The sequence below is a fragment of the Marinospirillum alkaliphilum DSM 21637 genome, assembly GCF_900119735.1.
Classification (GTDB): domain Bacteria; phylum Pseudomonadota; class Gammaproteobacteria; order Pseudomonadales; family Halomonadaceae; genus Marinospirillum; species Marinospirillum alkaliphilum.
The window spans coordinates 97,605-118,218 of the sequence record NZ_FPJW01000008.1; the positions used below are offsets into that span (position 1 = coordinate 97,605).

The window sequence follows — 20,614 nt, forward strand, 5'->3', positions numbered from 1 at the left end:
ACGTCTTGTACGCCTTTTGGGTGGTGGTTTCGTTGAGCGCTTTTGTTTACACTCGCTTTTTTCCATAGAACTTGAAAGGGTTTGGCGGGCGTGGCAAAGAGACAGAAAATCCGTGAAGACAACCTGCAGCTGATTCTGAGTGCTGCCGAAGAGGAATTTGGGCTGCATGGTTACAAGGGCACAGCCATTCAGAACATTGCTGATCGTGCTGGTTTGCCGAAAGCCAACATAGTGTATTACTTTGCCAGCAAGGAAAACCTCTACAAGGCGGTGCTGAACAAAATCATCAGTGCCTGGAACGATGTGTTTGAAAAAGCCACCGCGGAAGATGATCCGGCAGCAGTGCTGGATGCCCTGATTCGCCGCAAGGTACAGCAAAGCATTGATAATCCGCGTGCCTCGCGTATTTTTGCGATGGAAATCATTCAGGGTGCCCCGCATCACAAGGATTACCTGCGCAAGGAGTTGCGTCAGTGGGTGCGTGAGCGTGCTGCGGTGATTGAAACCTGGATCACTCAGGGACGAATGCGGGCAGTGGATCCAGTGCACCTGATTTTCATGATCTGGTCCACTACCCAGCACTATGCCGATTTTGAAGCTCAGGTTCTGACGGTGATGAACCGGGCTGAATACGAGCCGGAAGATGTGCAGGCGATTGCAGATACACTCAGCGGCATCATTCTTCGGGGTTGTGGACTGGAGCCGCCAGCCCACAAGGCTTGATCCATGTAAAAGGCTTCTTAACCTTTCGGATTGGTAACCTGCAACGGTGGCAGTGGGCAATCCAGTGTCGCACCCAGCAACCGAAACAGGTCGGCCTGCTGCTGACTGATCCGGCCATCCGCTTCGATGCAGCGGGCCATGGCTTTCAGCAGGCGAGGTTTCTGCAGGGGTTTGATCTGCAGCAGTTCTGTCAGGGCCTCATCCAGCAAACGGTAACTGAGTTGTTGTTCTGGCAGCAATTGCAGGTCTGTGCGTTGCAGTTCCCGGCACGCAGCGGCAAAGGCTGCTTCTGCCTCATGTTCGTCAGACTGCCCGGCATACGCCATCATGCTTAACAGGCGGTTCAGGGCTTCAGCGGATTCATGCAGGTTGCGATTCTGGCGTTTGCGATTGGCCTGTGGGCGCAGATGGTATTGCAGCAGGCGCGCCAGGCACCATTCCTTCAGGCTGACCTGCTGGTCAGCACGAATCAGCAGCAGCATGCAGGTGTTAAATACCCGGGCTTGTTCTGCTGTCATCTGTTTCAGTGCCGGTACACAAATCTCAGCTAACGGCAGATGACTGGATGTTGGCAGCTCAGTAAAGTCTGGCAGTAACTTCAGTAATTCAGCATAGGTATCCGGTGCAGCCTGCTCGGCCAGGGCTTGCAGTTGTTGCTCCCGGATGGCCAGCTGATCACTCAGCAGCAGCCCATAAATCACTGCACGTGCACTCCAGGGTTCGTGGGCGGCCTCTTTGAGCACTTCCGGTATCTCAGCCAGCAAACGCCGGGCTGTATCCAGTTGTTGTTGATCGGGTTCCTGCCACTGATCCACGGCCTGTTGCAGTGTTTCGCCGCTTACGCCTGTTTGTCCGGCAGCAAAACCGCTGATGCCTGCAGTCGTTGATGCAGTGGCTGTTGTGCCGGAGCTCTGGGATGGAGCCTTCCAGCGACGCAGATGAGGTTGCAGCCGGGCAATGCGTTCATCCAGTGGCGGGTGGGTGGCCAGCAAGCCTGAAAAAGAGCGGCTGACGGCATTGCTGAAAAACAGGTGGCTGAATTCTTCAGCCTGACCACTTTGCAGGCGAGATTGATCCGGGTAACCGGCAATTTTGCGCAGTGCACCGGCAATGCCTTCGGGGTTGCGGGTGAATTGCACGGCTGATGCATCGGCCAGAAACTCCCGTTGCCGACTCACCGCAGCCTTGATCAGTTTGCCGAACAAGAGTCCGATGTAACCGAGCAGCATCAGCGCCAGCCCGACACCAATCACCACACCGGCTCCGCGGTTGTCCCGTGAAGTGCGAAAGCTGCGGCGACTGGCGCTGTGCAGCAGCAGTCGGCCACCCAGGGCAATGATCAGGATGCCATTCAACAGCGCCACCAGTCGGATGTTGAGGCGCATGTCACCGTTGTGGATGTGGGAGAACTCATGGGCAATCACGCCCTGCAGTTCCTCACGATTCAACTGTTGCAAGGCACCGCTGGTGATGCCTACCACTGCATCCTGCAGGGTATAACCGGCAGCAAAGGCATTGATGGCCGGGTCCTGGATCAGGTACACCGGCGGCACCGGCATGCCGGAGGCAATCGCCATTTCTTCCACCAGATTCAGCAGCTGCCGTTCTTCAGTGTCCTGAGTGTCAGGCAGGATCTGACGGCCTCCCAGTGCTTCTGCCACCACCTTGCCGCCACCGGACAGTTGCAGATGACGGAACAGACTGCCAAACACCACTATCAGCAACACCGTCATACTGACGTTGATCACCAGTTTCCAGTCACCGGCATAAAAGGGCCTGGTGATACCGGGCAATTCACCGCCATTAAACACCAGCAACAACAAGGCAGAGGTCAGACTGATCAACAGCAGTACAGCAACACCAAACAACAGCACCAGCCACAGGGTGGTGCGCCTGGCCTTATCCTGGTGTTCAAAAAAGTTCATGGCGGACGGTCCCTCAGAGTGTTGAACAGCGTGAGTTGAGCGATGTTTGGTGTACTGAGCAATGCGTTAAATGAACAGGATTCAGCCGCTCAGAAAGAGACTTTGGGCGCAGACTGGATCTGAGCCGAGTCTTCAAACTGCAGCAGCGAGGCATCGGTACTGTGGCCAAAGGCACCCGCCAGCATCACTGCCGGGAAACTCTGGCGGTAGGTGTTGTATTGCATCACGGCATCATTGAAGGCCTGACGGGCAAAGGCGACCCGGTTTTCGGTGCTGGTCAGTTCTTCTGAAAGCTGCTGCATGTTCTGTGAGGCTTTCAGATCCGGGTAGGCTTCCATCAGCATATTAAAACGCCCCAGCGCACCGCCTAATGCACTTTCAGCACCGGCCAACTGGCCCAGAGCCTGCACATTGCCAGGATCAGCCGCCGCAGCACGTAAACCTGCGCTGGCCTGATTACGCGCCGCAATCACCGCTTCCAGGGTTTCACGTTCGTGCGCCATGTAGGCTTTGGCGGTTTCCACCAGATTGGGAATCAGGTCATAACGGCGTTTCAGTTGCACTTCAATCTGGGCAAAGGCATTTTTGAAGCGGTTTTTTAATGCCACCAGCTTGTTGTAAATGGTGATGCACAAGAGCACCAGCGCAGCCAGTACCACCAGCAGCAGAATCAGGTTGGTATCCATCAGTGGGCTTCCTTGGTTGAGTGGATCAGGGTCAGTGGATTAGCAAGAGTAACGGAAGCAATGAAGGGAATGAAGACCTGACCGGGATTAGTTGACCACTACAGGCGTTAAACAAAAAAGCCCCGGCAGTTGCCGGGGCTTTGAGGTGACAGCAGGTGTCAGCAGGTGTCAGCAGAAGATGTCAGGCAGTGCCTTACATCATGCCGCCCATTCCACCCATGCCGCCCATATCACCCATGCCGCCAGCTGGCTTGTCTTCCGGATGTTCAGCCACCATGCACTCGGTGGTGATCATCAGGCCGCCAACAGAGGCAGCAGACTGCAGGGCAGTACGGGTAACCTTGGCTGGGTCAAGGACACCCATTTCCACCAGGTCACCGTACACGCCAGTCTGGGCGTTGTAACCGAAGTTGCCGCTGCCTTCCTTGATTTTGGCAACAATCACGGAGGCTTCTTCACCAGCGTTGGTGACGATTTGACGCAGCGGTGCTTCCATGGCGCGCAGGGCGATGGCAATACCGTGGTTCTGGTCTTCGTTGTCACCCTTGATGTCCTTGATGGTGGACAGTACGCGGATCAGCGCGGTACCGCCGCCAGGAACAACACCTTCTTCAACGGCCGCGCGGGTGGAGTGCAGGGCATCTTCCACACGGGCTTTTTTCTCTTTCATTTCCACTTCGGTGGCAGCACCCACGCGGATCACGGCAACACCGCCTGCCAGCTTGGCCAGACGCTCTTGCAGCTTCTCCCGGTCGTAGTCGGAAGAGGTTTCTTCCATCTGCGCACGGATCTGCTTGACGCGGGCTTCAATGTCAGCCTGGCTGCCAGCGCCATCAATGATGGTGGTGGATTCTTTGGTCAGCACGGCACGCTTGGCAGTACCCAGGTGTTCTACAGTGGCCTGTTCCAGATTCAGGCCCACTTCTTCGGAGATCACGGTGCCGCTGGTCAGGATGGCAATATCCTGCAGCATGGCTTTGCGGCGATCACCAAAACCTGGTGCCTTGGCAGCAGCCACTTTAACAATGCCGCGCATGTTGTTGACCACCAGGGTGGCCAGCGCTTCGCCTTCGATGTCTTCGGCGATGATCAGCAGTGGTTTGCCGCTCTTGGCGGAAGCTTCCAGTACCGGCAGCAGTTCACGGATGTTGGAGATTTTCTTGTCAACCAGCAGGATGTAGGGGTCTTCCAGTTCGGCAGACATGTTGTCCTGGTTGTTGACGAAGTAGGGAGAGATGTAGCCGCGATCAAACTGCATACCCTCAACCACTTCCAGCTCGTCTTCAAAACCACGGCCTTCATCAACAGTGATGACACCTTCTTTACCGACTTTTTCCATGGCTTCGGCAATGATTTCGCCGATGCGGGTGTCACCGTTGGCGGAGATGGTGCCAACCTGAGCAATGGATTTGGTGTCGGTGCAGGGCTTGGCCAGCTTCTTGATTTCTTCAACGGCTGCAATTACGGCCTTGTCGATACCGCGCTTCAGATCCATCGGGTTCATGCCGGCGGTAACGCCCTTGAAGCCATCGTTGACAATGGCCTGAGCCAGAACGGTGGCAGTGGTGGTGCCATCACCGGCCACGTCGGAGGTCTTGGAGGCCACTTCCTTGACCATCTGGGCACCCATGTTTTCGAACTTGTCTTTCAGTTCGATTTCTTTGGCAACGGATACACCGTCTTTGGTCACAGTGGGTGCGCCAAAGGATTTTTCCAGTACCACGTTACGGCCTTTCGGGCCCAGGGTGGTTTTTACTGCGTCGGCCAGAATGTTGACACCGGCGACCATGCGCTTGCGAGCGTCATCACCGAAACGTACGTCTTTAGCTGCCATGTTCGTTTCCTGTTCTCTTAGTCTGTTGTTTCAGAAGGAATGCAATTCAAAAGGATGCTGGTGGCGCTTAGCCTTCCAGTACACCGAAGATTTCGCTTTCGTTGAGGATCAGCAGCTCTTCGCCGTCGATCTTCACAGTGCTGCCTGCGTAGCTGCCGAAAATAACCTTGTCACCGGCTTTTACGGACAGGGGACGCAACTGACCATCAACAAAACGACCTTCACCGATGGCAACAACTTCACCCTGCTGGGGCTTTTCCTTGGCACTGCCAGGCAGAACGATGCCGCCGGGGGTGGTGGTTTCTTCTTCCATACGACGAACGACAACGCGATCGTGCAAAGGACGGATTTTCATTGCTGAATGTCTCCTGGTTTATCAACAGTACTGGGCTGATGCCCGTTTTTTGTTTATTCCCGGTTGCCCGGATTGCCGACCCCTGTAACAGCAGGCATCGGCAGAAACCCTGTGATCCGTCATGACGAATCATTCAGAACATCTGCACCCGGATATGGGGACAGGATTTTGCTTTTCAAGGGCGCTGATCATCTTTTCTTTGATACTCACCCTCCAGCACCTTGCCCGCTTCTGAAGGGGTGTCTTGCTGCTGGCTGGAGTAGTGATCGCTCCGGTAGTGATAAGTGGTGTTGCCACGCATTTTTTTCAAGGGTGCGGTTAACCATTTTCGTGTCAGTGGCAACAGCAGCAGTAAACCAAACCAGTCGGAAATGAAGCCGGGAATGAACAGCAGCACACCGGCCAGCCCTACCGCAGCGGTTTCCAGCAATACACCAACGGGTTCTTCACCCTGATGCAGCTTTTCACGCAGTAACAGCATCAGGCGCTGCCATTCCAGTTGCACCAGTAGCAGACCCAGTGCTGCGGTGGCTATGATCAATAGCAGGGTGTTGAGTGCACCGGCCTGCTGGCCAACCTTGATCAATAGCCAGATTTCGGCCAAAGGCCAGAGCAAAAGAGCAAAAAGATAGGGCATAAGGTGAGACCTTTGGCGTGGGTATCCGAAAGATATGGTGTCATCCTGACTCAACTTCAAGGGTTGAGGGTGGATTTTGCTTTTAATGACTGGGAGGTCAATTTTTTTTTCTGAGTTTTTCAGTGCCTGTTTCGCAACTGCGAGATGATGCGTTATATTGAATCGTGGATAACAAGTATAAGTGAGTAGTTTTTCGTTGTATGGATTAAATTCGAGGTGAACTATGCAAGTGAAGAATGCAGTGATTGTCATTACCGGTGGTGGTCAGGGTCTGGGTCGTGCCATGGCACTGGAACTGGCTGCCCAGGGTGCGCGTCTGGCACTGGTCGACCTGAATGAAGAAAAACTGAAAGAAACCGTTGAGCTGGTCAAGGAAGCCGGTGGCAGTGGCCACTATTACCTGGCCAACGTGGCTGATGAAGATGCAGTTGTTGGCACCTTTGAGCAGATTGTTAAAGATTTTGGTGCGCTGGATGTGTTGGTCAACAACGCAGGTATCACCCGTGATGGCCTGCTGGTCAAGGCAAAAGATGGTGAAATCACCGGCAAGATGACCATGGCTCAGTGGCAGCAGGTAATGGATGTCAACCTGACCGGCGTGTTCCTGTGTGGTCGTGAAGCCGCAGCACAGATGATCAAGCTGGGCAGCAAGGGTGTGATCATCAATATTTCCTCCATTTCCCGCGCCGGTAACATGGGTCAGACCAACTACGCAGCAGCCAAGGCTGGTGTGGTTGCCATGACTGTGGCCTGGGGTAAAGAGTTGTCCCGTTATGGCATTCGTACCGGTGCCATTGCTCCCGGCTTTATTGCCACTGACATGGTTTCTGCCATGCCGGAAGAAGTGCTGGCCAAAATCTGTGCCGGTATTCCGCTGAAGCGTCTGGGTCTGCCGGAAGAAATTGCCCACACTGTGCGTTATATCGTTGAAAACGATTATTTCTCTGGTCGTGTGGTTGAGTGTGATGGTGCGCTGCGCATCTGATCTGCGTGCATTAAACAAAAAGCCCGCCTTTTGAGCGGGCTTTTTGTTGGGTGGGTATCAGCTTCAGAAGCTGATCAGCGGTTCCAGACGGGCTGCGGTGGCGGCACCAATCCCGCGAATCTGCTGCAGTTCATTGGTGTTGGTGAAGCTACCTTTTTCATTGCGCAGGGCAATGATGGCTTCGGCACGTGATGGGCCAATACCCGGCAGCGCAGCCAGTTGCTCGGCACTGGCGGTATTGACATTGATCCGTTCTGCCGATTGCTGGGCAATGCTGATCCGGTTCTGGGCGGCATCTCTGAGTCCGTTGGCATGCAACTGACTGGTGGCGATAAAGGTCAGTAGCAGTGTGCAGAGCAGGATCGACAGTTTGTTGAAGCGTATTCCTTGCATTTCCTTGTTCCTCGCAGCAATGAATGAACCCTGCCTGCAGGCAGGTGAGTCGATTATTTGATGTCAACACTGGCTGGTGTGGCATGCCGGTGAATCAGGGTTCCATCCTTTGATAAGACGCAACAAACCAGCACTGTTATAATCTTTGTGATTCGTTTGCTGACACTCTGGAGAAATGTGGTGAGCCCAGTCATTGTTGCACTTGATGTTCCTTCTTCTGATCAGGCTCTGGCACTGGTTGATCAGCTGGATCCAGCGCTGTGCCGAGTCAAGGTCGGTAAGGAGCTGTTTACCCGTTGTGGCCCTGAGATACTCAAGGCTCTGCACGGCCGGGGATTTGAAGTGTTTCTGGATCTGAAGTACCACGATATTCCCAATACCTGTGCCCAGGCAGTGCTGGCTGCGGCAGAACAGGGGGTGTGGATGGTGAATGTGCACGCCAGTGGCGGGCGTCGCATGATGGAGGCTGCGGGTGAGGTATTGGAGCAGCACCAGTTGCCAACCCGCTTGATTGCAGTGACTGTACTGACCAGCATGAGTCCTGATGATCTGCAGGAAACAGGGGTAACTCGTCCATTGCAGGAACAGGTGTTGCACCTGGCGCGTCTGACCCGTGATTCAGGCCTGCATGGGGTGGTTTGTTCTGCGCAGGAAGCCAGTATATTGCGTGATGCTCTGGGCAGTGATTTTCTGAAAGTGACGCCGGGTATCCGACCTGCTGACAGTGAGGTGGGTGATCAGCGACGCATCATGACACCGGAAGCTGCCATGGCAGCGGGTAGCACACACCTGGTGATCGGTCGCCCGATCAGTCGTGCAGCAGACCCGGGTCAGGTATTAAGGGATATTACTCGCCTTCTACCCCGATAATCGGTTTGACGCTACCCCATTCGCGACACTTGGGGCACTGCCAATAAAGCTGCTGGCTCTGGAAGCCACAACTGTGGCACTGGTGCTCCGGTTTACGCTCCAGTAGCTGGTTGGTCAGGTTTCGTAGCGTCAGCAGATGGGCGCGCTCTTCACCGGCTGCCTGATGCAAGTAGAGATCCATCAGGTAGTCGACCCCTTTCAGGGACACCTGCCGACGCATGTGATGGTCCACCTTTTCCAAAGCTTGCTGATGCTGCCCCTGGCTGCGCAGGGTTTCAGCCAGATGAATCAGTATTGACGTGTACTGGTGGCTGGATAACAGCTTTTCCAGCGTTGCCATGAATTCACGTGGCTGATCCAGCAAGCGGTAAGCATCGGCCAGGGTTTGCAGCATGGCTGGAATATAGGCGGGGTCTTGTTCAGGTATCCGTAGCAGGATGCGGATGGCGGCTTTGGCACTGCCGCTTTGCAGTTCCAGTTGAGCCATCAGCAAGGTGGCGCGGATGCAGCTGGCATCAAAAGCATTGGCCTGTTTTAACTGTTTGCGGGCCGCGACAAAGTTGTTTTTACTCAAGAGTTGACTGGCCAGTTCACAGGCATAGTGGGCAGCCGCTTTTTTCAGGCGCGGGTTGTCACGCAACAGCGCCGGAGAAATGGCGTGAATGGCCTTTTGCCATTCTTTTTCTCTTTCATAAAGATCAATCAGCAGCAACTGACTGGCCTGGCCTGTTTCGCTCGGGTTGTCTTTTAACTCACTGAGCAGGCGTTCGGCACGGTCCAGCAGGCCGGCAGCCATGAAGTCTCTCGCCAGTTCCAGTTGGACCCGTGCCGCCTGATCACGACTCAGGCTGGGACGGGCAAAAAGATTCTGGTGAACCCGCACGGCTCGATCTGATTCGCCGCGGCTGCGAAACAGGTTGCCAAGGGCAATGTGGGTTTCAATGGTGTCGGAGTTGACCTCCAGGGCGCGAACAAAGGTTTCGATGGCCTCATCGGGCTGTTCATTCAGCAGGTAGTTAAGGCCAACAAAATAGTCGCGACTGAGTTCGCCTGTCGTGCCGGGGGGGGGCAACCTGTTGCGTCGCTCACGCCGACCCAGCCACCAGCCGACGGCCAGTGCCAGAAACAGCAGTGAGAAGAACAGGATTTCCAGTGGCATGATAGAGAGGGTCTGTTGGTGGCGATTTTAATCCGGTGACTTGAGTGTCAGGGTGCGCAATTTATGGAGTTCCTCTTTCTGCAGCTTCAGTTGACGTTCCTGTTGGAGGATGCGTGCCTTGCAGCGGGTCAGCCAGGGCAGCATCAACAGGCTGCCCAGCAGCACACCTGCAATCAAACTGAGAATCAGCCATAGCGCCAGGCTGTTTTCCGGAAGGCGTATAAACAGCAAATCCAGTGGCACCTGCTGCTGGTTGCGCAGCGTAAACCAGATGCCCAGCACCAACAGGGCCAGGATCATCAGAAAGGTGAAGAGTGATCTGAATAATTGCATGCCGGTCCTGGAGATTTCCGGGAACTGCCTGGTCCCGGATACATTGAGCGGAAAAGGGCAGTTGTCAGGATTCAGTAATACCGTTTACCTGATCCCGCAGTTCTTTACCGGGTTTAAAGTGGGGAACGTACTTGCCGTCCAGTTGCACACTGTCACCCGTTTTCGGGTTACGGCCCCGTCGCGGCTCACGGAAGTGCAGGGAAAAGCTGCCAAAACCACGGATTTCAACTCGGCCACCTGTGGCCAGGGTTTCCGTCATGTGGTCCAGCAAAAGTTTGACGGCAGATTCAACCTGCTTGATGCTCAGGTTGGTCTTTTTCATGGCGATCTGTTCAATCAGCTCTGACTTGGTCATGCCCTTCACTCCGTGTCTGGGTGCTGGTCTGAGGAGAAACAGTTGACAGTCTTTGTTCTACGATTCCGCTAGCATAGTGGCCTTTTGTGCAATACACAATAATTTGCTTGCAAACAAGTGCTTAGATAAAAGAAACGGGGATGCTATGGTCTGTGTGTTGTTTTGCGCTTAGACTTGACCCCTGTTTTCCGGATCAACGCAGAATGCTGAGACTGATATGACCCCAACCCCCTCAACCGACGCCACCCCTGTTACTTCCGAAAACCCCGAGCGCAAGCGCCTTTATTGGCACAGTCGCCGTGGTATGTGGGAGTTGGACCTGTTGCTGGTGCCTTTTCTGGATAGCTGTTATGACCGGTTGGATGAAGGCTTGCAGGCTGATTACCGCCGTTTGCTGGAAGAAGAGGACCAGGATCTGTTTGTCTGGCTGATGCGTCGAGAGCCTGTTACTGATGCTTCATTGCAGCCGATCGTGCAGCGGATTATTGAGCATGCCGAAAACGGCAGTCTCGATCAGTTTAAAGGCCTCTGATCTGGGTCGCAGTCTGCTGCCACTGGTTTATGGCGGGCTGTTGCTGGCCTGCCTGCTGCATCCTCATCCCATCTCGGACACGCTGGTGTTGTTGCCCTTGTTGTTGGGTATCTGGCACTGGTATCGGGACTTTGGTCCTCTGGCCCCGGTGTTGCTCGAAGTGGACGAGCAAGAGGTGTGGCTCACCGATCGTCAGGGTGTCAGCCAGCCTGTTCCCTTACCCTTGCTCTGGCGCAGTCGTCACTGGCTGGTGTTTCGGCGTGGGGTCTGGCCCTGGATACTCTGGCCGGATGCGGTCAGCGCAGCTGAGCACCATCAGCTGCGTGTGCTTTTGAAGCATTAAACCGCCCTGCACATTTACCAGCGTGCTGGTGTCAGTAGTGTGTCACGCGCTTCAGCCGCTTGCTGCGGGTAATCCAGGGTGTAGTGTAAGCCCCGGCTTTCCTTGCGTAACAAGGCCGAACGAATAATCAGTTCAGCCACTGTGGCCAGGTTGCGCAACTCCAGCAGATCATTGCTGATGCGGTAGTTGGAGTAGTAGTCATGAATTTCTGACTGCAGCAGCTTGATGCGATGCAGTGCTCGCTCCAGGCGCTTATCGGTGCGAACGATACCAACGTAATCCCACATGAAGCGGCGGATTTCGTCCCAGTTGTGGCTGATCACCACATCTTCGTCGGAGTCGGTCACCTGGCTTTCATCCCAGACGGGTAGCTGTGGTGGTGCTTCCATCTGCGGTAGCTTATGCAGCAGGTCTTCAGCCGCAAGGCGCCCATACACCACACATTCCAGCAGTGAGTTGCTGGCCATGCGGTTGGCACCGTGCAGACCGGTGAAGGCACATTCACCAATGGCATAAAGGCCTGGGATTTCCGTGCGCCCGTGATGATCGGTGACCACGCCGCCGCAGGTGTAGTGGGCAGCGGGTACCACTGGCAGGGGTTCACGCGCCATGTCGATACCGTATTCCAGACAGCGCTGATAAATGGTTGGGAAGTGGCTGCGGATAAAGTCTGGATCCTTGTGGCTCATGTCCAGATAAACATGATCCAGACCCAGGCGCTTCATTTCATGGTCGATGGCGCGGGCCACAACATCTCGCGGTGCCAGTTCACAACGCTCATCAAAACGATGCATGAAGGGCTGGCCATCGGGCAGAATCAGCCTTGCACCCTCACCGCGCAAGGCTTCGCTGATCAGAAAGCTTTTCGCTCTGGGGTGGTAGAGGCAGGTGGGGTGGAACTGATTGAATTCCATATTGGCCACTGAGCAACCCGCACGCCAGGCCATGGCAATGCCGTCACCGGAGCTGCCATCCGGATTGGAGGTATACAGATAAACCTTGCTGGCGCCTCCTGTAGCCAGTATGACACTGCGCGCGGCCAGTGCCTGTACCTGGCTGGTGGCATTGTCGAGTACATAAACACCCACACAGGCCTGTTGTGCCAGTCCAAGTTTGTGGCGGGTGATTAAATCCACTGCCACATGATTTTCATACACGCTGATATTGGAGTTGGCGCGTACCCTGGCAACAAGGGTTTCGGTGATGGCCAGCCCTGTGGCGTCATCTGCATGCAGGATGCGGCGGTGGCTGTGGCCACCTTCACGGGTTAAATGATAGGGCAGCGGGCTGGAGTCGCAGCGCTGGATCAGGTTGCTGTGGGTTTCCGCAGGCGTGAAGGGTACACCCTGATCAATCAGCCACTGAATGCTTTTACGGCTTTCCGCCACCACCTGCTCAACAGTATCCCGGTGGCAGAGTCCGGCTCCGGCAATCAGGGTGTCTTCAACATGGGCTTCCAGTGAATCTTCCGGGTCCACTACGGTTGCAATACCGCCCTGTGCCCAGCGGGTGGAGCCTTGCCCAAGGCCGGATTTGCTGAGCAGTGCAACCCGGTGTTCGGTGGCCAGATGCAGGGCCGCCGTCATGCCGGCGGCACCGCTGCCGATGATGATTACATCAAAACTGGGGGGAAGTGGCATCAGTGGGTATTCCTCATGAAAACCCTGTTATTATACAGCGGCTTCCGGGCTTCTTGATAAAGTGTTGTCATGCTAAGGTATAAGGCTTTCAGCCCGTCTGGCAAGCCCTGATCCTGACTGAAAGGTTTTTTTACAGGCCTGAAGGTTTTTGCAGGAAGGTTTTTTGCGGATTCACCTGGAGTTCCTGAATGACAAGCGCGAGGGAAACAGACCAGCGATTGGTCGAACGAGTGCAGAAGGGCGACAAGCGGGCTTTTGACCTTCTGGTGAAAAAGTACCAGCACAAGATCATTGCGCTGGTTGGGCGTTATGTTCAGGATCATCATGAAATGCAGGATGTCGCCCAGGAGGCGTTCATCAAGGCTTATCGTGCGCTCGGCAGCTTTCGCGCAGAAAGTGCCTTTTACACCTGGATGTACCGCATTGCCATCAATACTGCCAAGAATCACCTGGTATCCCGTGGTCGCCGACCGCCGGGGTCCGATGTTGACGTTGATGATGCCGAGAATCTGGGAGTATCCAGTCTTTTAAAAGACAGCGATTCTCCGGAAGCCAATCTGATGCGTGATCAATTGGAAGAGCGCATTTTTGCCACCATTGATCGCCTGCCGGATGATCTCAAGGCAGCCATCAGCCTGCGTGAATTTGAAGGCTTGAGTTATGAAGAGATTGCCGAAGTGATGCAATGCCCTGTGGGGACCGTCCGTTCACGTATTTTCCGTGCTCGGGAAGCGATCGACAAGGCCATTGCACCCTTGCTGGATGGCCCTGAATTGGTTGACTGATAAAAAAATACGGAAAAAACTTTGCAGCCATGAAACCTGTTGCTTTACTGGCTGTCTAGGAAGAACCGGAACAAAACTGCTTTTTGATCAATTGAGGTAAAGCGGCATGACAGAAAAATTGCACCAGTCTCTTTCATCCGTGATGGATGGTGCCGGTGATGATTTGGAATTGCCCCGCCTGCTGAATGCCATGCAGGCCTCTGATGAAACCAGTCAACAACTCAGTGCCAAGTGGCGCCGTTATCACCTTGCTCAGGGTGTGATGCGCGGTGAGTTGCGCAACCTTAAAGACTCCAGTGCAGCACAGGTTGATATTTCTTCGGCAGTCATGCAAGCGTTGCTGCAAGAAGACATTCCTTATACTGACGCTGGTGCTGCCAGTGATTTAGGCGCTTTTCAAAGCAAGGTGCAGCAAGCTGATCCAGCCCCCGTTGCTGCATCCGTTTCTGAAAAACGCCTGGATCGTGGACAGTGGTTCCGAGGCTCTGCACTGGCAGCATCAGTCGCCTTGTTGGTGATTACTGGCGTGCAGATTTTCAACAGTGGCAGTGATCCGCTGACTGCACCGGCAGCTGCTCCGGTTGCCGCTCAGGATTTTCAGCCGCTGACACTACCGGCCAGTTATTCCCCGGCTTTTTCCAGTCAGGTGGCGCAACCCTTGAGTGGATTTTCTCTGGTTAACTTTTCTGCTGAACCTTCCCGGCTGCAACCCTGCGAAGCAGAAAAGGAAACTTTCCTGCCTCTGTTCGGTCCACAGGCCGTGCAGCAGGTGACAGCACCACGCTGATTGCACCAGGCGGCCGCAATGCAACAGGTCACGCAACAGGCTGAGGTGGTAGCTGTCGCTGCTGGTCAGGTTCAGGTTCGTGCCTGTGCAGCCAGCGGCTGCTCATCCTGTAGTCTGGCCGGTGGTTGTGGACAGGGCTTGCTGGCACGCTGGTTGTTACGTGCGCCGCCCCTGTTAACTCTACCCACCGCTTTAATTTTGCAACCCGGTGATCGTGTATTGCTGGCCATGGATGCTGCTGGTCTGCACCGTGCCGCCTTGCTGCAGTTTGTGTTGCCGCTTTTAACCCTGCTGCTATTGGCCCTGGTGGCTGAGATGCTGGGTGCTGGTGCACTGCTGACAGGCTTGTTGGCGCTGGTCGGGTTGTTGGCTGGTTTATGGCTGGCCAGGCGTTTGGCCCGTGCACCAGTGCTGACGCTGTTGCATCGAATTGAACCGGAATCATCGTCATTGACGGAATGAACTGGAGCTGAATCCATGTTGAAGCAAAAAAGCCCTTTCCGCGGCCTGTTGCCGGTCGCCTTGTCACTGGCCTGTCTGTCACTGATTTCTTTTTCACTTCAGGCCCGCAGTCTGCCGGATTTCACTGAGCTGGTGGAGCAGGCTGCACCGGCTGTGGTGAACATCAGTACCACACAAACCGCACAACGCCGTTCGGGTCCCGGTATTGCTCCACCGGCAGATGTGCCTGATATCTTTCGCCACTTTTTTGGTGAAATGCCGGAAGGTTTTGGCCAGCAGCCACGTGAACAACGCCGTCAATCGCTGGGTTCAGGCTTTATCATTTCCGAGGATGGTTACATCCTGACCAATAATCATGTGGTGGAAAATGCTGACGAAGTGATTGTTCGTCTGAGTGATCGCCGTGAGTTGGTGGCTGAGCTGGTGGGCAGTGATCGCTCCAGCGATCTGGCACTGTTAAAGATTGATGCCAGTGGTTTGCCGGTAGTGAAAATTGGCAATTCCGATGAGTTAAAGGTCGGAGAATGGGTGCTGGCGATCGGTTCACCCTTTGGATTTGACCACTCGGTAACAGCCGGGATTGTCAGTGCCAAGGGGCGTGCCTTGCCGAATGAAACCTATGTGCCGTTTATTCAAACCGATGTAGCGATTAACCCCGGTAACTCGGGTGGCCCACTGTTTAACCTGCAGGGTGAAGTGGTCGGCATCAACTCACAGATTTACACCCGTTCAGGCGGTTTTATGGGCCTGTCTTTTGCGATTCCGATGCAGGTGGCGCTGGAAGTGGCTGAGCAGTTGCGTGAGCAGGGGCGTGTCAGCCGTGGTTGGTTGGGTGTGGTGATTCAGGATGTCAGTCGTGATCTGGCTGAATCCTTTGGTCTGGATAAACCCCAGGGGGCACTGATTGCCAATGTTGATCCGCAAGGACCTGGTGCTCGTGGTGGCATTCGTGCTGGTGACATCATTCTGGAAGTGAATGGTCAGACCATTGAGCGCTCTTCTGACTTGCCGCCTGCGGTGGGTCGAATCCAGCCGGGCGAAAGGGGGCGTTTTGTGGTTCTGCGTGATGGGCGTCAGCGCACCCTGAACTTTGCTGTGGGTGAGCGTCCGGATGATCCACAGGTGGTACGTTCCGGTCGTGGCTCCCCCGAGCCAGCCGCTGCAGACCGCCTTGGACTGCGTGTTGAAGCAGTGCCAGCAGCGCTGAAAGAGCGTTGGTCGATTGAGAATGGTGTGCAGGTGGTTGAGGCACGCAGTGGCAGTCCAGCTGCCCAGGCAGGTATCCGTCAGGGTGATGTGCTGGTGTCCATTGGTGGTCAGGATATACGCTCACCCGCCCAGTTTGCTGAGTTGGTGAAGAAATTACCCGCCAACCAGTCCATTGCTGTACGGCTGATGCGTCGCGGCAGTCCGCAGTTTGTGGCGTTGCGTATCGCTGAATAAGCCGCGGTTAGTGATTCTCTTGCTGCTGCGAATCAGGTAGACTTTGCCGCACTTTTTTCGGGTGTTGTCGTTGTTTATTCAGCGGCAGCACCTTCAATATTTTTTGACTCTATCCGGATGCAGGTGAACGTGAGCCGACTCGAGCATATCCGCAATTTCTCCATCATCGCCCATATCGATCATGGCAAATCCACGCTGGCTGACCGTTTTATCCAGTTCTGTGAAGGACTGAGTGATCGGGAGATGAAAGAACAGGTGCTGGACTCCATGGATCTGGAGCGTGAGCGCGGTATCACCATCAAAGCCCAGAGTGTCACACTCAATTACACCGCCCAGTCGGGTCAGGTGTATCAGTTGAACTTTATTGATACACCCGGCCACGTTGACTTTTCTTATGAGGTATCCCGTTCGCTGGCTGCCTGTGAAGGTGCGCTGCTGGTGGTGGATGCCGGTCAGGGGGTGGAAGCCCAGTCGGTGGCCAACTGTTACACCGCCATCGAACAAGGACTGGAAGTTGTGCCGGTCCTCAACAAGATGGACTTGCCACAGGCTGATCCGGAAAAAGTGACCAAAGAGATTGAAGAAATCATTGGTATTGATGCCACCGACGCTGTGCGTTGTTCTGCCAAGAGTGGTCTGGGTATTCAGGAAGTGCTGGAACGCCTGGTGACTCAGATTCCACCACCGGAAGGGGATCCGGATGCACCTTTGCAGGCACTGATAGTCGACTCCTGGTTTGATAACTATCTGGGTGTGGTGTCACTGGTTCGCATCAAAAACGGTACCCTGAAAAAAGGCGATAAAATCCTGATCAAATCCACCGGCAAACAGTGGGATGCCAATGGTGTGGGTATTTTTACGCCCAAGCGGGTGGAAACCAATATTCTGCGTGCCGGAGAAGTAGGCTTTCTGGTGGCGGGTATCAAGGAAATTCATGGCGCTCCGGTGGGTGATACAGTCACCCATGCCAAAACGCCGGATGTGGAGCGCCTGCCAGGTTTTAAAAAGGTTAAACCCCAGGTTTATGCCGGGCTGTTCCCGGTGTCTTCCGATGATTTTGAAGATTTCCGTGAAGCTCTGGAAAAACTGTCACTGAATGATGCTTCTTTGTTTTATGAGCCGGACTCCTCGGAAGCATTGGGTTTTGGTTTCCGTTGTGGTTTCCTGGGCATGTTGCACATGGAAATCATTCAGGAGCGACTGGAGCGTGAATACGACCTGGATCTGCTGACCACTGCGCCAACGGTGAGTTATCAGGTGGTGATGAAAAATGGTGATGTGGTGCAGGTGGATAACCCGACTCGCATGCCAGACCCGGCAGGTATTGCCGAGATGCGTGAGCCCATTGCCCGCTGTACCATCCTGACGCCACAGGAAATGGTTGGTTCAGTTATTACGCTCTGTACCGAAAAACGTGGTGTACAAAAGGACATGCTGTATCTGGGTAGCCAGGTACAGCTGGTGTATGACATTCCGATGGCAGAAGTGGTGCTGGACTTCTTTGATCGCCTGAAGTCGGCTTCACGGGGTTTTGCATCGCTGGAATACAGTTTTGATCGGTTTGAAACGGCCAGCCTTGCGCGCCTGGATATCCTGATCAACGGTGAGAAGGTGGATGCTCTGGCCTTGATTGTGCACCGGGATCTGGCTCCCAACAAGGGCCGGGCGCTGGTTGAGAAGATGAAGGAACTGATTCCACGCCAGATGTTTGATGTGGCCATTCAGGCTGCTCTGGGTGGTCAGATTATTGCGCGTTCTACGGTTAAAGCACTGCGCAAAAACGTCTTAGCCAAGTGTTATGGTGGTGATGCCACCCGTAAGAAAAAGCTGCTGGAAAAACAGAAGGCAGGTAAAAAACGCATGAAGCAGGTTGGTAAGGTAGAAATCCCTCAGGATGCCTTCCTGGCTGTGTTGCAGGTTGATAACTGATAAACGGACAAACCAATGCATCTGGATTTTTCCTTGTTACTGGTACTGGGCACCCTGTTTACTGGTGTGGTGTGGTTGCTGGATCTGCTGGTTTTCAGAAAAAAACGTAAAAAAGATACCTTTGGTGATGGCAAACCCGGTCTGGTGGTGGAATATTCCAACTCCTTTTTCCCGGTGCTGGCGCTGGTATTGGTGCTGCGTTCGTTCCTGTTTGAGCCTTTTCAGATTCCTTCAGGCTCGATGCTGCCAACCTTGAAGATCGGTGATTTCATCCTGGTCAACAAGTACAGTTACGGCGTACGTTTACCGGTGGTACATACCCGTGTACTGGAAGTGGGTGACCCGCAGCCTGGTGATGTGGCGGTATTCCGTTATCCGCTGGATGAGCGCCTGAACTACATCAAGCGCGTGATTGGTGTGCCCGGTGATCGCATCAGTTATGTCGACAAACAGTTATACATTAACGGTGAACCTGTAGCGCGTGAGCTGCTGGAGCGTTACCCGGTGGATGCCCCCAGTGAATGGCTGCTGCAGGAAAGTTTTAGTGGTGTGGATTATAAGGTCTACAATTACCCTGCACGCAGTTTTGATTTTCCGGAAATCCTGGTACCAGAAGGTCATTATTTTGTGATGGGTGACAACCGTGATCACAGCAATGACAGCCGCTTCTGGTGTCAGGGTCAACCCCATGCCGAAACCGGCTGCCTGATTGTTCCGGGTTATGAAAATCAGCGTGGAGCACCCCTGGTGATGGGTTTTGTGCCTGAACAGACACTGGTGGGCAAGGCGGTAGCCGTGTGGATGCACTGGCCGAATTTCTTGAGCCTGCCGCGCTTTAGCGACGTTCGCAGAATAGAGTGATTGAGTGAAACCAAATCTTGTGCCTTTGATCCGCGCCCTGGGGCATCCTTTCAGTGACACCCGTCTACTGGAGCTGGCGCTGACCCATCGCAGTCATGGCAACAACAATAATGAGCGCCTGGAGTTTCTGGGTGACTCGATTGTTAACTTTGTGATTGCCGAAGACCTATATCATCGGTTTCCGCAAGCACGGGAAGGGCAATTGTCCCGGCTGCGCGCACGGCAGGTAAAGGGGGCAACCCTGGCTGAAGTGGCCCGTGAGTTTGCACTGGGTGATTACCTGCGACTGGGTTCCGGTGAGCTGAAAAGCGGTGGTTACCGCCGGGAATCCATTCTGGCCGATGCACTGGAAGCCGTGATTGGTGCCATTTATCTGGATGCCGGTATGGACGCTGCGCGTGAGCGGGTACTGGCCTGGTTTGCACCTCGCCTGGAAGGCATGACACTGAGTGATACCCAGAAAGATCCCAAGACACGTTTGCAGGAATACCTGCAATCCCGTCAGCAACCCTTGCCGCGTTACGAAGTGATCAGTGTGGAAGGTGAAGCCCATGCCCAGGTATTCACCGTGGAATGCATGATTGATCAACTGGATTACCGCCCGCTGGGCATTGGTGCCAGTCGTCGTTTTGCCGAACAGGAAGCCGCTGAAAAAGCCCTGCAGGCCCTGGAGGTCAAATGAAAAGTGGATACATCGCTCTGGTGGGGCGGCCCAATGTTGGCAAATCCACCCTGCTGAACCGCATTCTTGGTCAGAAAATCAGTATTACCTGTAAAAAACCGCAAACCACGCGTCACCAGATTCTTGGTATTCGCACCGAAGGTGAAGTGCAGTCCATCTGGGTGGATACACCCGGTATGCATCTGGCACAAGGGACCCGCGACAAGGCCATCAATCGTTATATGAATGATGCAGCCAGTCAGGCATTACGCGATGTGGATGTGGTGATTTTCCTGATCGACCGTACCAAGTGGACGGAAGAGGACGATCTGGTATTAAAGCGCCTGGAGTTTGTGAAGTGCCCGGTGATTCTGGCCATCAACAAGGTTGATTGGCTGGAAGACAAAAAAAGTCTGCTGCCTTTTATTGAAGCAGTCAGCCAAAAGCGCAACTTTGATCAGATCATTCCAATTTCTGCCAAGCAGGGTGATCAGGTGGAAGCCCTGATGCAGGAGGCAGAACAGCGTCTGCCGGAAGGGGAGCACTTTTATCCGGAAGATCAGGTGACGGATCGCAGCTCCCGTTTTCTGGCTGCAGAGCTGGTGCGGGAAAAAATCATGCGCCAACTGGGCGAAGAGCTGCCTTATTCCACCACGGTGGAAATTGAAAAGTTCGGTCAGCAGGGTCATGTGTTGCATATCCATGCACTGATTCTGGTGGAGCGTGAAGGCCAGAAAAAAATCATCATTGGTGATAAGGGCGAGCAGATCAAACAGATTGGCCGTGATGCGCGCCTGGATATGGAAAAAGCCTTTGAAACCAAAGTGATGTTAAATCTCTGGGTCAAGGTCAAAAGCAATTGGTCAGATGATGACCGTGCCCTTAAAAGCCTGGGTTACACCGGACTGGATTAACA

General features: G+C 54.3%; 23 protein-coding genes. 13 read left to right on the forward strand and 10 right to left on the reverse strand.

Annotation, left to right across the window (positions count from 1 at the left end; translation table 11 throughout):
- Positions 1-90: 90 nt before the first annotated feature.
- Positions 91-723: a TetR/AcrR family transcriptional regulator gene (locus BT114_RS11300; RefSeq protein WP_072326586.1), complete on the forward strand. Its 633-nt coding sequence runs from the start codon at positions 91-93 to the stop codon at positions 721-723.
- Between the two features lie 17 nt (positions 724-740).
- On the opposite strand, the gene BT114_RS11305 is transcribed toward BT114_RS11300, so the two are convergent.
- The 5 genes from BT114_RS11305 to BT114_RS14965 form a co-directional block, all read right to left on the reverse strand.
- Positions 741-2,648: a M48 family metallopeptidase gene (locus tag BT114_RS11305; protein WP_072326588.1), complete on the reverse strand. Its 1,908-nt coding sequence runs from the start codon at positions 2,646-2,648 to the stop codon at positions 741-743.
- Between the two features lie 89 nt (positions 2,649-2,737).
- On the reverse strand, positions 2,738-3,334 hold the full coding sequence (locus BT114_RS11310; RefSeq protein ID WP_072326590.1) for a LemA family protein: 597 nt from the start codon (positions 3,332-3,334) through the stop codon (positions 2,738-2,740).
- 193 nt (positions 3,335-3,527) lie between these two features.
- Entirely contained in the window at positions 3,528-5,168 is a 1,641-nt protein-coding gene (groL, locus tag BT114_RS11315; protein ID WP_072326592.1) for a chaperonin GroEL, read from the reverse strand.
- Between the two features lie 67 nt (positions 5,169-5,235).
- The gene (locus BT114_RS11320; protein WP_072326593.1) at positions 5,236-5,523 is read right to left on the reverse strand and encodes a co-chaperone GroES; all 288 of its coding nucleotides are present in this window, start codon (positions 5,521-5,523) and stop codon (positions 5,236-5,238) included.
- Positions 5,524-5,698: 175 nt separating this feature from the next.
- Positions 5,699-6,160, reverse strand: coding sequence for an FxsA family protein (locus tag BT114_RS14965; RefSeq protein ID WP_072326595.1), 462 nt, complete (start codon positions 6,158-6,160; stop codon positions 5,699-5,701).
- A 223-nt stretch (positions 6,161-6,383) separates the two neighbouring features.
- Here BT114_RS14965 and BT114_RS11330 point away from each other — a divergent pair, with 223 nt between their 5' ends.
- Positions 6,384-7,145: an SDR family oxidoreductase gene (locus BT114_RS11330; protein WP_072326597.1), complete on the forward strand. Its 762-nt coding sequence runs from the start codon at positions 6,384-6,386 to the stop codon at positions 7,143-7,145.
- Positions 7,146-7,208: 63 nt separating this feature from the next.
- Here the strand turns inward: BT114_RS11330 and BT114_RS11335 are convergent, their stop codons facing one another.
- A complete protein-coding gene (locus BT114_RS11335; protein WP_084662188.1) occupies positions 7,209-7,538 on the reverse strand; it encodes a ComEA family DNA-binding protein in 330 nt (109 codons plus the stop codon).
- A 180-nt stretch (positions 7,539-7,718) separates the two neighbouring features.
- Here BT114_RS11335 and pyrF point away from each other — a divergent pair, with 180 nt between their 5' ends.
- Positions 7,719-8,408 (forward strand): orotidine-5'-phosphate decarboxylase, encoded by a 690-nt coding sequence (gene pyrF, locus BT114_RS11340; protein ID WP_245770435.1) that lies wholly within the window; start codon positions 7,719-7,721, stop codon positions 8,406-8,408.
- Here the strand turns inward: pyrF and lapB are convergent.
- The 3 genes from lapB to ihfB form a co-directional block, all read right to left on the reverse strand.
- The gene (lapB, locus tag BT114_RS11345) at positions 8,386-9,567 is read right to left on the reverse strand and encodes a lipopolysaccharide assembly protein LapB (RefSeq protein ID WP_072326600.1); all 1,182 of its coding nucleotides are present in this window, start codon (positions 9,565-9,567) and stop codon (positions 8,386-8,388) included. The two genes, pyrF and lapB, sit on opposite strands and share 23 nt — an antisense overlap.
- A gap of 27 nt (positions 9,568-9,594) precedes the next feature.
- Positions 9,595-9,900, reverse strand: a complete 306-nt coding sequence (locus BT114_RS11350; RefSeq protein ID WP_072326602.1) for a LapA family protein — start codon at positions 9,898-9,900, stop codon at positions 9,595-9,597.
- A 64-nt stretch (positions 9,901-9,964) separates the two neighbouring features.
- A complete protein-coding gene (gene ihfB, locus BT114_RS11355; protein ID WP_072326603.1) occupies positions 9,965-10,255 on the reverse strand; it encodes an integration host factor subunit beta in 291 nt (96 codons plus the stop codon).
- Positions 10,256-10,472: 217 nt separating this feature from the next.
- Between ihfB and BT114_RS11360 the strand changes: the two genes are divergently transcribed.
- Positions 10,473-10,787: an FAD assembly factor SdhE gene (locus tag BT114_RS11360; protein WP_072326605.1), complete on the forward strand. Its 315-nt coding sequence runs from the start codon at positions 10,473-10,475 to the stop codon at positions 10,785-10,787.
- Positions 10,747-11,130 (forward strand): hypothetical protein, encoded by a 384-nt coding sequence (locus BT114_RS11365; RefSeq protein WP_072326607.1) that lies wholly within the window; start codon positions 10,747-10,749, stop codon positions 11,128-11,130. The genes BT114_RS11360 and BT114_RS11365 overlap by 41 nt, the downstream gene beginning before the upstream one ends.
- A gap of 14 nt (positions 11,131-11,144) precedes the next feature.
- Here the strand turns inward: BT114_RS11365 and nadB are convergent, their stop codons facing one another.
- On the reverse strand, positions 11,145-12,770 hold the full coding sequence (gene nadB, locus BT114_RS11370; RefSeq protein WP_072326609.1) for an L-aspartate oxidase: 1,626 nt from the start codon (positions 12,768-12,770) through the stop codon (positions 11,145-11,147).
- A 188-nt stretch (positions 12,771-12,958) separates the two neighbouring features.
- Between nadB and rpoE the strand changes: the two genes are divergently transcribed.
- The 8 genes from rpoE (at position 12,959) to era (ending at position 20,612) form a co-directional block, all read left to right on the forward strand.
- Positions 12,959-13,555, forward strand: a complete 597-nt coding sequence (gene rpoE, locus BT114_RS11375) for an RNA polymerase sigma factor RpoE (RefSeq protein WP_072326610.1) — start codon at positions 12,959-12,961, stop codon at positions 13,553-13,555.
- 106 nt (positions 13,556-13,661) lie between these two features.
- Positions 13,662-14,342 (forward strand): sigma-E factor negative regulatory protein, encoded by a 681-nt coding sequence (locus BT114_RS11380; RefSeq protein WP_084662190.1) that lies wholly within the window; start codon positions 13,662-13,664, stop codon positions 14,340-14,342.
- A gap of 18 nt (positions 14,343-14,360) precedes the next feature.
- A complete protein-coding gene (locus BT114_RS11385) occupies positions 14,361-14,804 on the forward strand; it encodes a SoxR reducing system RseC family protein (RefSeq protein WP_072326614.1) in 444 nt (147 codons plus the stop codon).
- A gap of 15 nt (positions 14,805-14,819) precedes the next feature.
- Positions 14,820-16,247, forward strand: coding sequence for a DegQ family serine endoprotease (locus BT114_RS11390; protein WP_072326615.1), 1,428 nt, complete (start codon positions 14,820-14,822; stop codon positions 16,245-16,247).
- Between the two features lie 117 nt (positions 16,248-16,364).
- A complete protein-coding gene (gene lepA / locus BT114_RS11395; RefSeq protein ID WP_218163504.1) occupies positions 16,365-18,176 on the forward strand; it encodes a translation elongation factor 4 in 1,812 nt (603 codons plus the stop codon).
- A gap of 21 nt (positions 18,177-18,197) precedes the next feature.
- On the forward strand, positions 18,198-19,037 hold the full coding sequence (gene lepB / locus BT114_RS11400) for a signal peptidase I (protein WP_072326695.1): 840 nt from the start codon (positions 18,198-18,200) through the stop codon (positions 19,035-19,037).
- A 4-nt stretch (positions 19,038-19,041) separates the two neighbouring features.
- A complete protein-coding gene (rnc, locus tag BT114_RS11405) occupies positions 19,042-19,719 on the forward strand; it encodes a ribonuclease III (protein ID WP_072326617.1) in 678 nt (225 codons plus the stop codon).
- Complete coding sequence (era, locus tag BT114_RS11410; RefSeq protein ID WP_072326619.1) at positions 19,716-20,612, forward strand: GTPase Era; 897 nt, start codon at positions 19,716-19,718, stop codon at positions 20,610-20,612. Before rnc ends, era begins: the two co-directional genes overlap by 4 nt.
- The last annotated feature ends 2 nt before the right edge of the window (positions 20,613-20,614 follow it).

Coding starts and splice junctions, on each gene's coding strand:
- BT114_RS11305 (WP_072326588.1), bottom strand. CDS start 2,648: ATGAACTTTTTTGAACACCAGGATAAGGCCAGGCGCACCACCCTGTGG.
- BT114_RS11310 (WP_072326590.1), bottom strand. CDS start 3,334: ATGGATACCAACCTGATTCTGCTGCTGGTGGTACTGGCTGCGCTGGTG.
- groL (WP_072326592.1), bottom strand. CDS start 5,168: ATGGCAGCTAAAGACGTACGTTTCGGTGATGACGCTCGCAAGCGCATG.
- BT114_RS11320 (WP_072326593.1), bottom strand. CDS start 5,523: ATGAAAATCCGTCCTTTGCACGATCGCGTTGTCGTTCGTCGTATGGAA.
- BT114_RS14965 (WP_072326595.1), bottom strand. CDS start 6,160: ATGCCCTATCTTTTTGCTCTTTTGCTCTGGCCTTTGGCCGAAATCTGG.
- BT114_RS11330 (WP_072326597.1), top strand. CDS start 6,384: ATGCAAGTGAAGAATGCAGTGATTGTCATTACCGGTGGTGGTCAGGGT.
- BT114_RS11335 (WP_084662188.1), bottom strand. CDS start 7,538: ATGCAAGGAATACGCTTCAACAAACTGTCGATCCTGCTCTGCACACTG.
- lapB (WP_072326600.1), bottom strand. CDS start 9,567: ATGCCACTGGAAATCCTGTTCTTCTCACTGCTGTTTCTGGCACTGGCC.
- BT114_RS11350 (WP_072326602.1), bottom strand. CDS start 9,900: ATGCAATTATTCAGATCACTCTTCACCTTTCTGATGATCCTGGCCCTG.
- ihfB (WP_072326603.1), bottom strand. CDS start 10,255: ATGACCAAGTCAGAGCTGATTGAACAGATCGCCATGAAAAAGACCAAC.
- BT114_RS11360 (WP_072326605.1), top strand. CDS start 10,473: ATGACCCCAACCCCCTCAACCGACGCCACCCCTGTTACTTCCGAAAAC.
- BT114_RS11365 (WP_072326607.1), top strand. CDS start 10,747: ATGCCGAAAACGGCAGTCTCGATCAGTTTAAAGGCCTCTGATCTGGGT.
- nadB (WP_072326609.1), bottom strand. CDS start 12,770: ATGCCACTTCCCCCCAGTTTTGATGTAATCATCATCGGCAGCGGTGCC.
- rpoE (WP_072326610.1), top strand. CDS start 12,959: ATGACAAGCGCGAGGGAAACAGACCAGCGATTGGTCGAACGAGTGCAG.
- BT114_RS11380 (WP_084662190.1), top strand. CDS start 13,662: ATGACAGAAAAATTGCACCAGTCTCTTTCATCCGTGATGGATGGTGCC.
- BT114_RS11385 (WP_072326614.1), top strand. CDS start 14,361: ATGCAACAGGTCACGCAACAGGCTGAGGTGGTAGCTGTCGCTGCTGGT.
- BT114_RS11390 (WP_072326615.1), top strand. CDS start 14,820: ATGTTGAAGCAAAAAAGCCCTTTCCGCGGCCTGTTGCCGGTCGCCTTG.
- lepA (WP_218163504.1), top strand. CDS start 16,365: ATGCAGGTGAACGTGAGCCGACTCGAGCATATCCGCAATTTCTCCATC.
- era (WP_072326619.1), top strand. CDS start 19,716: ATGAAAAGTGGATACATCGCTCTGGTGGGGCGGCCCAATGTTGGCAAA.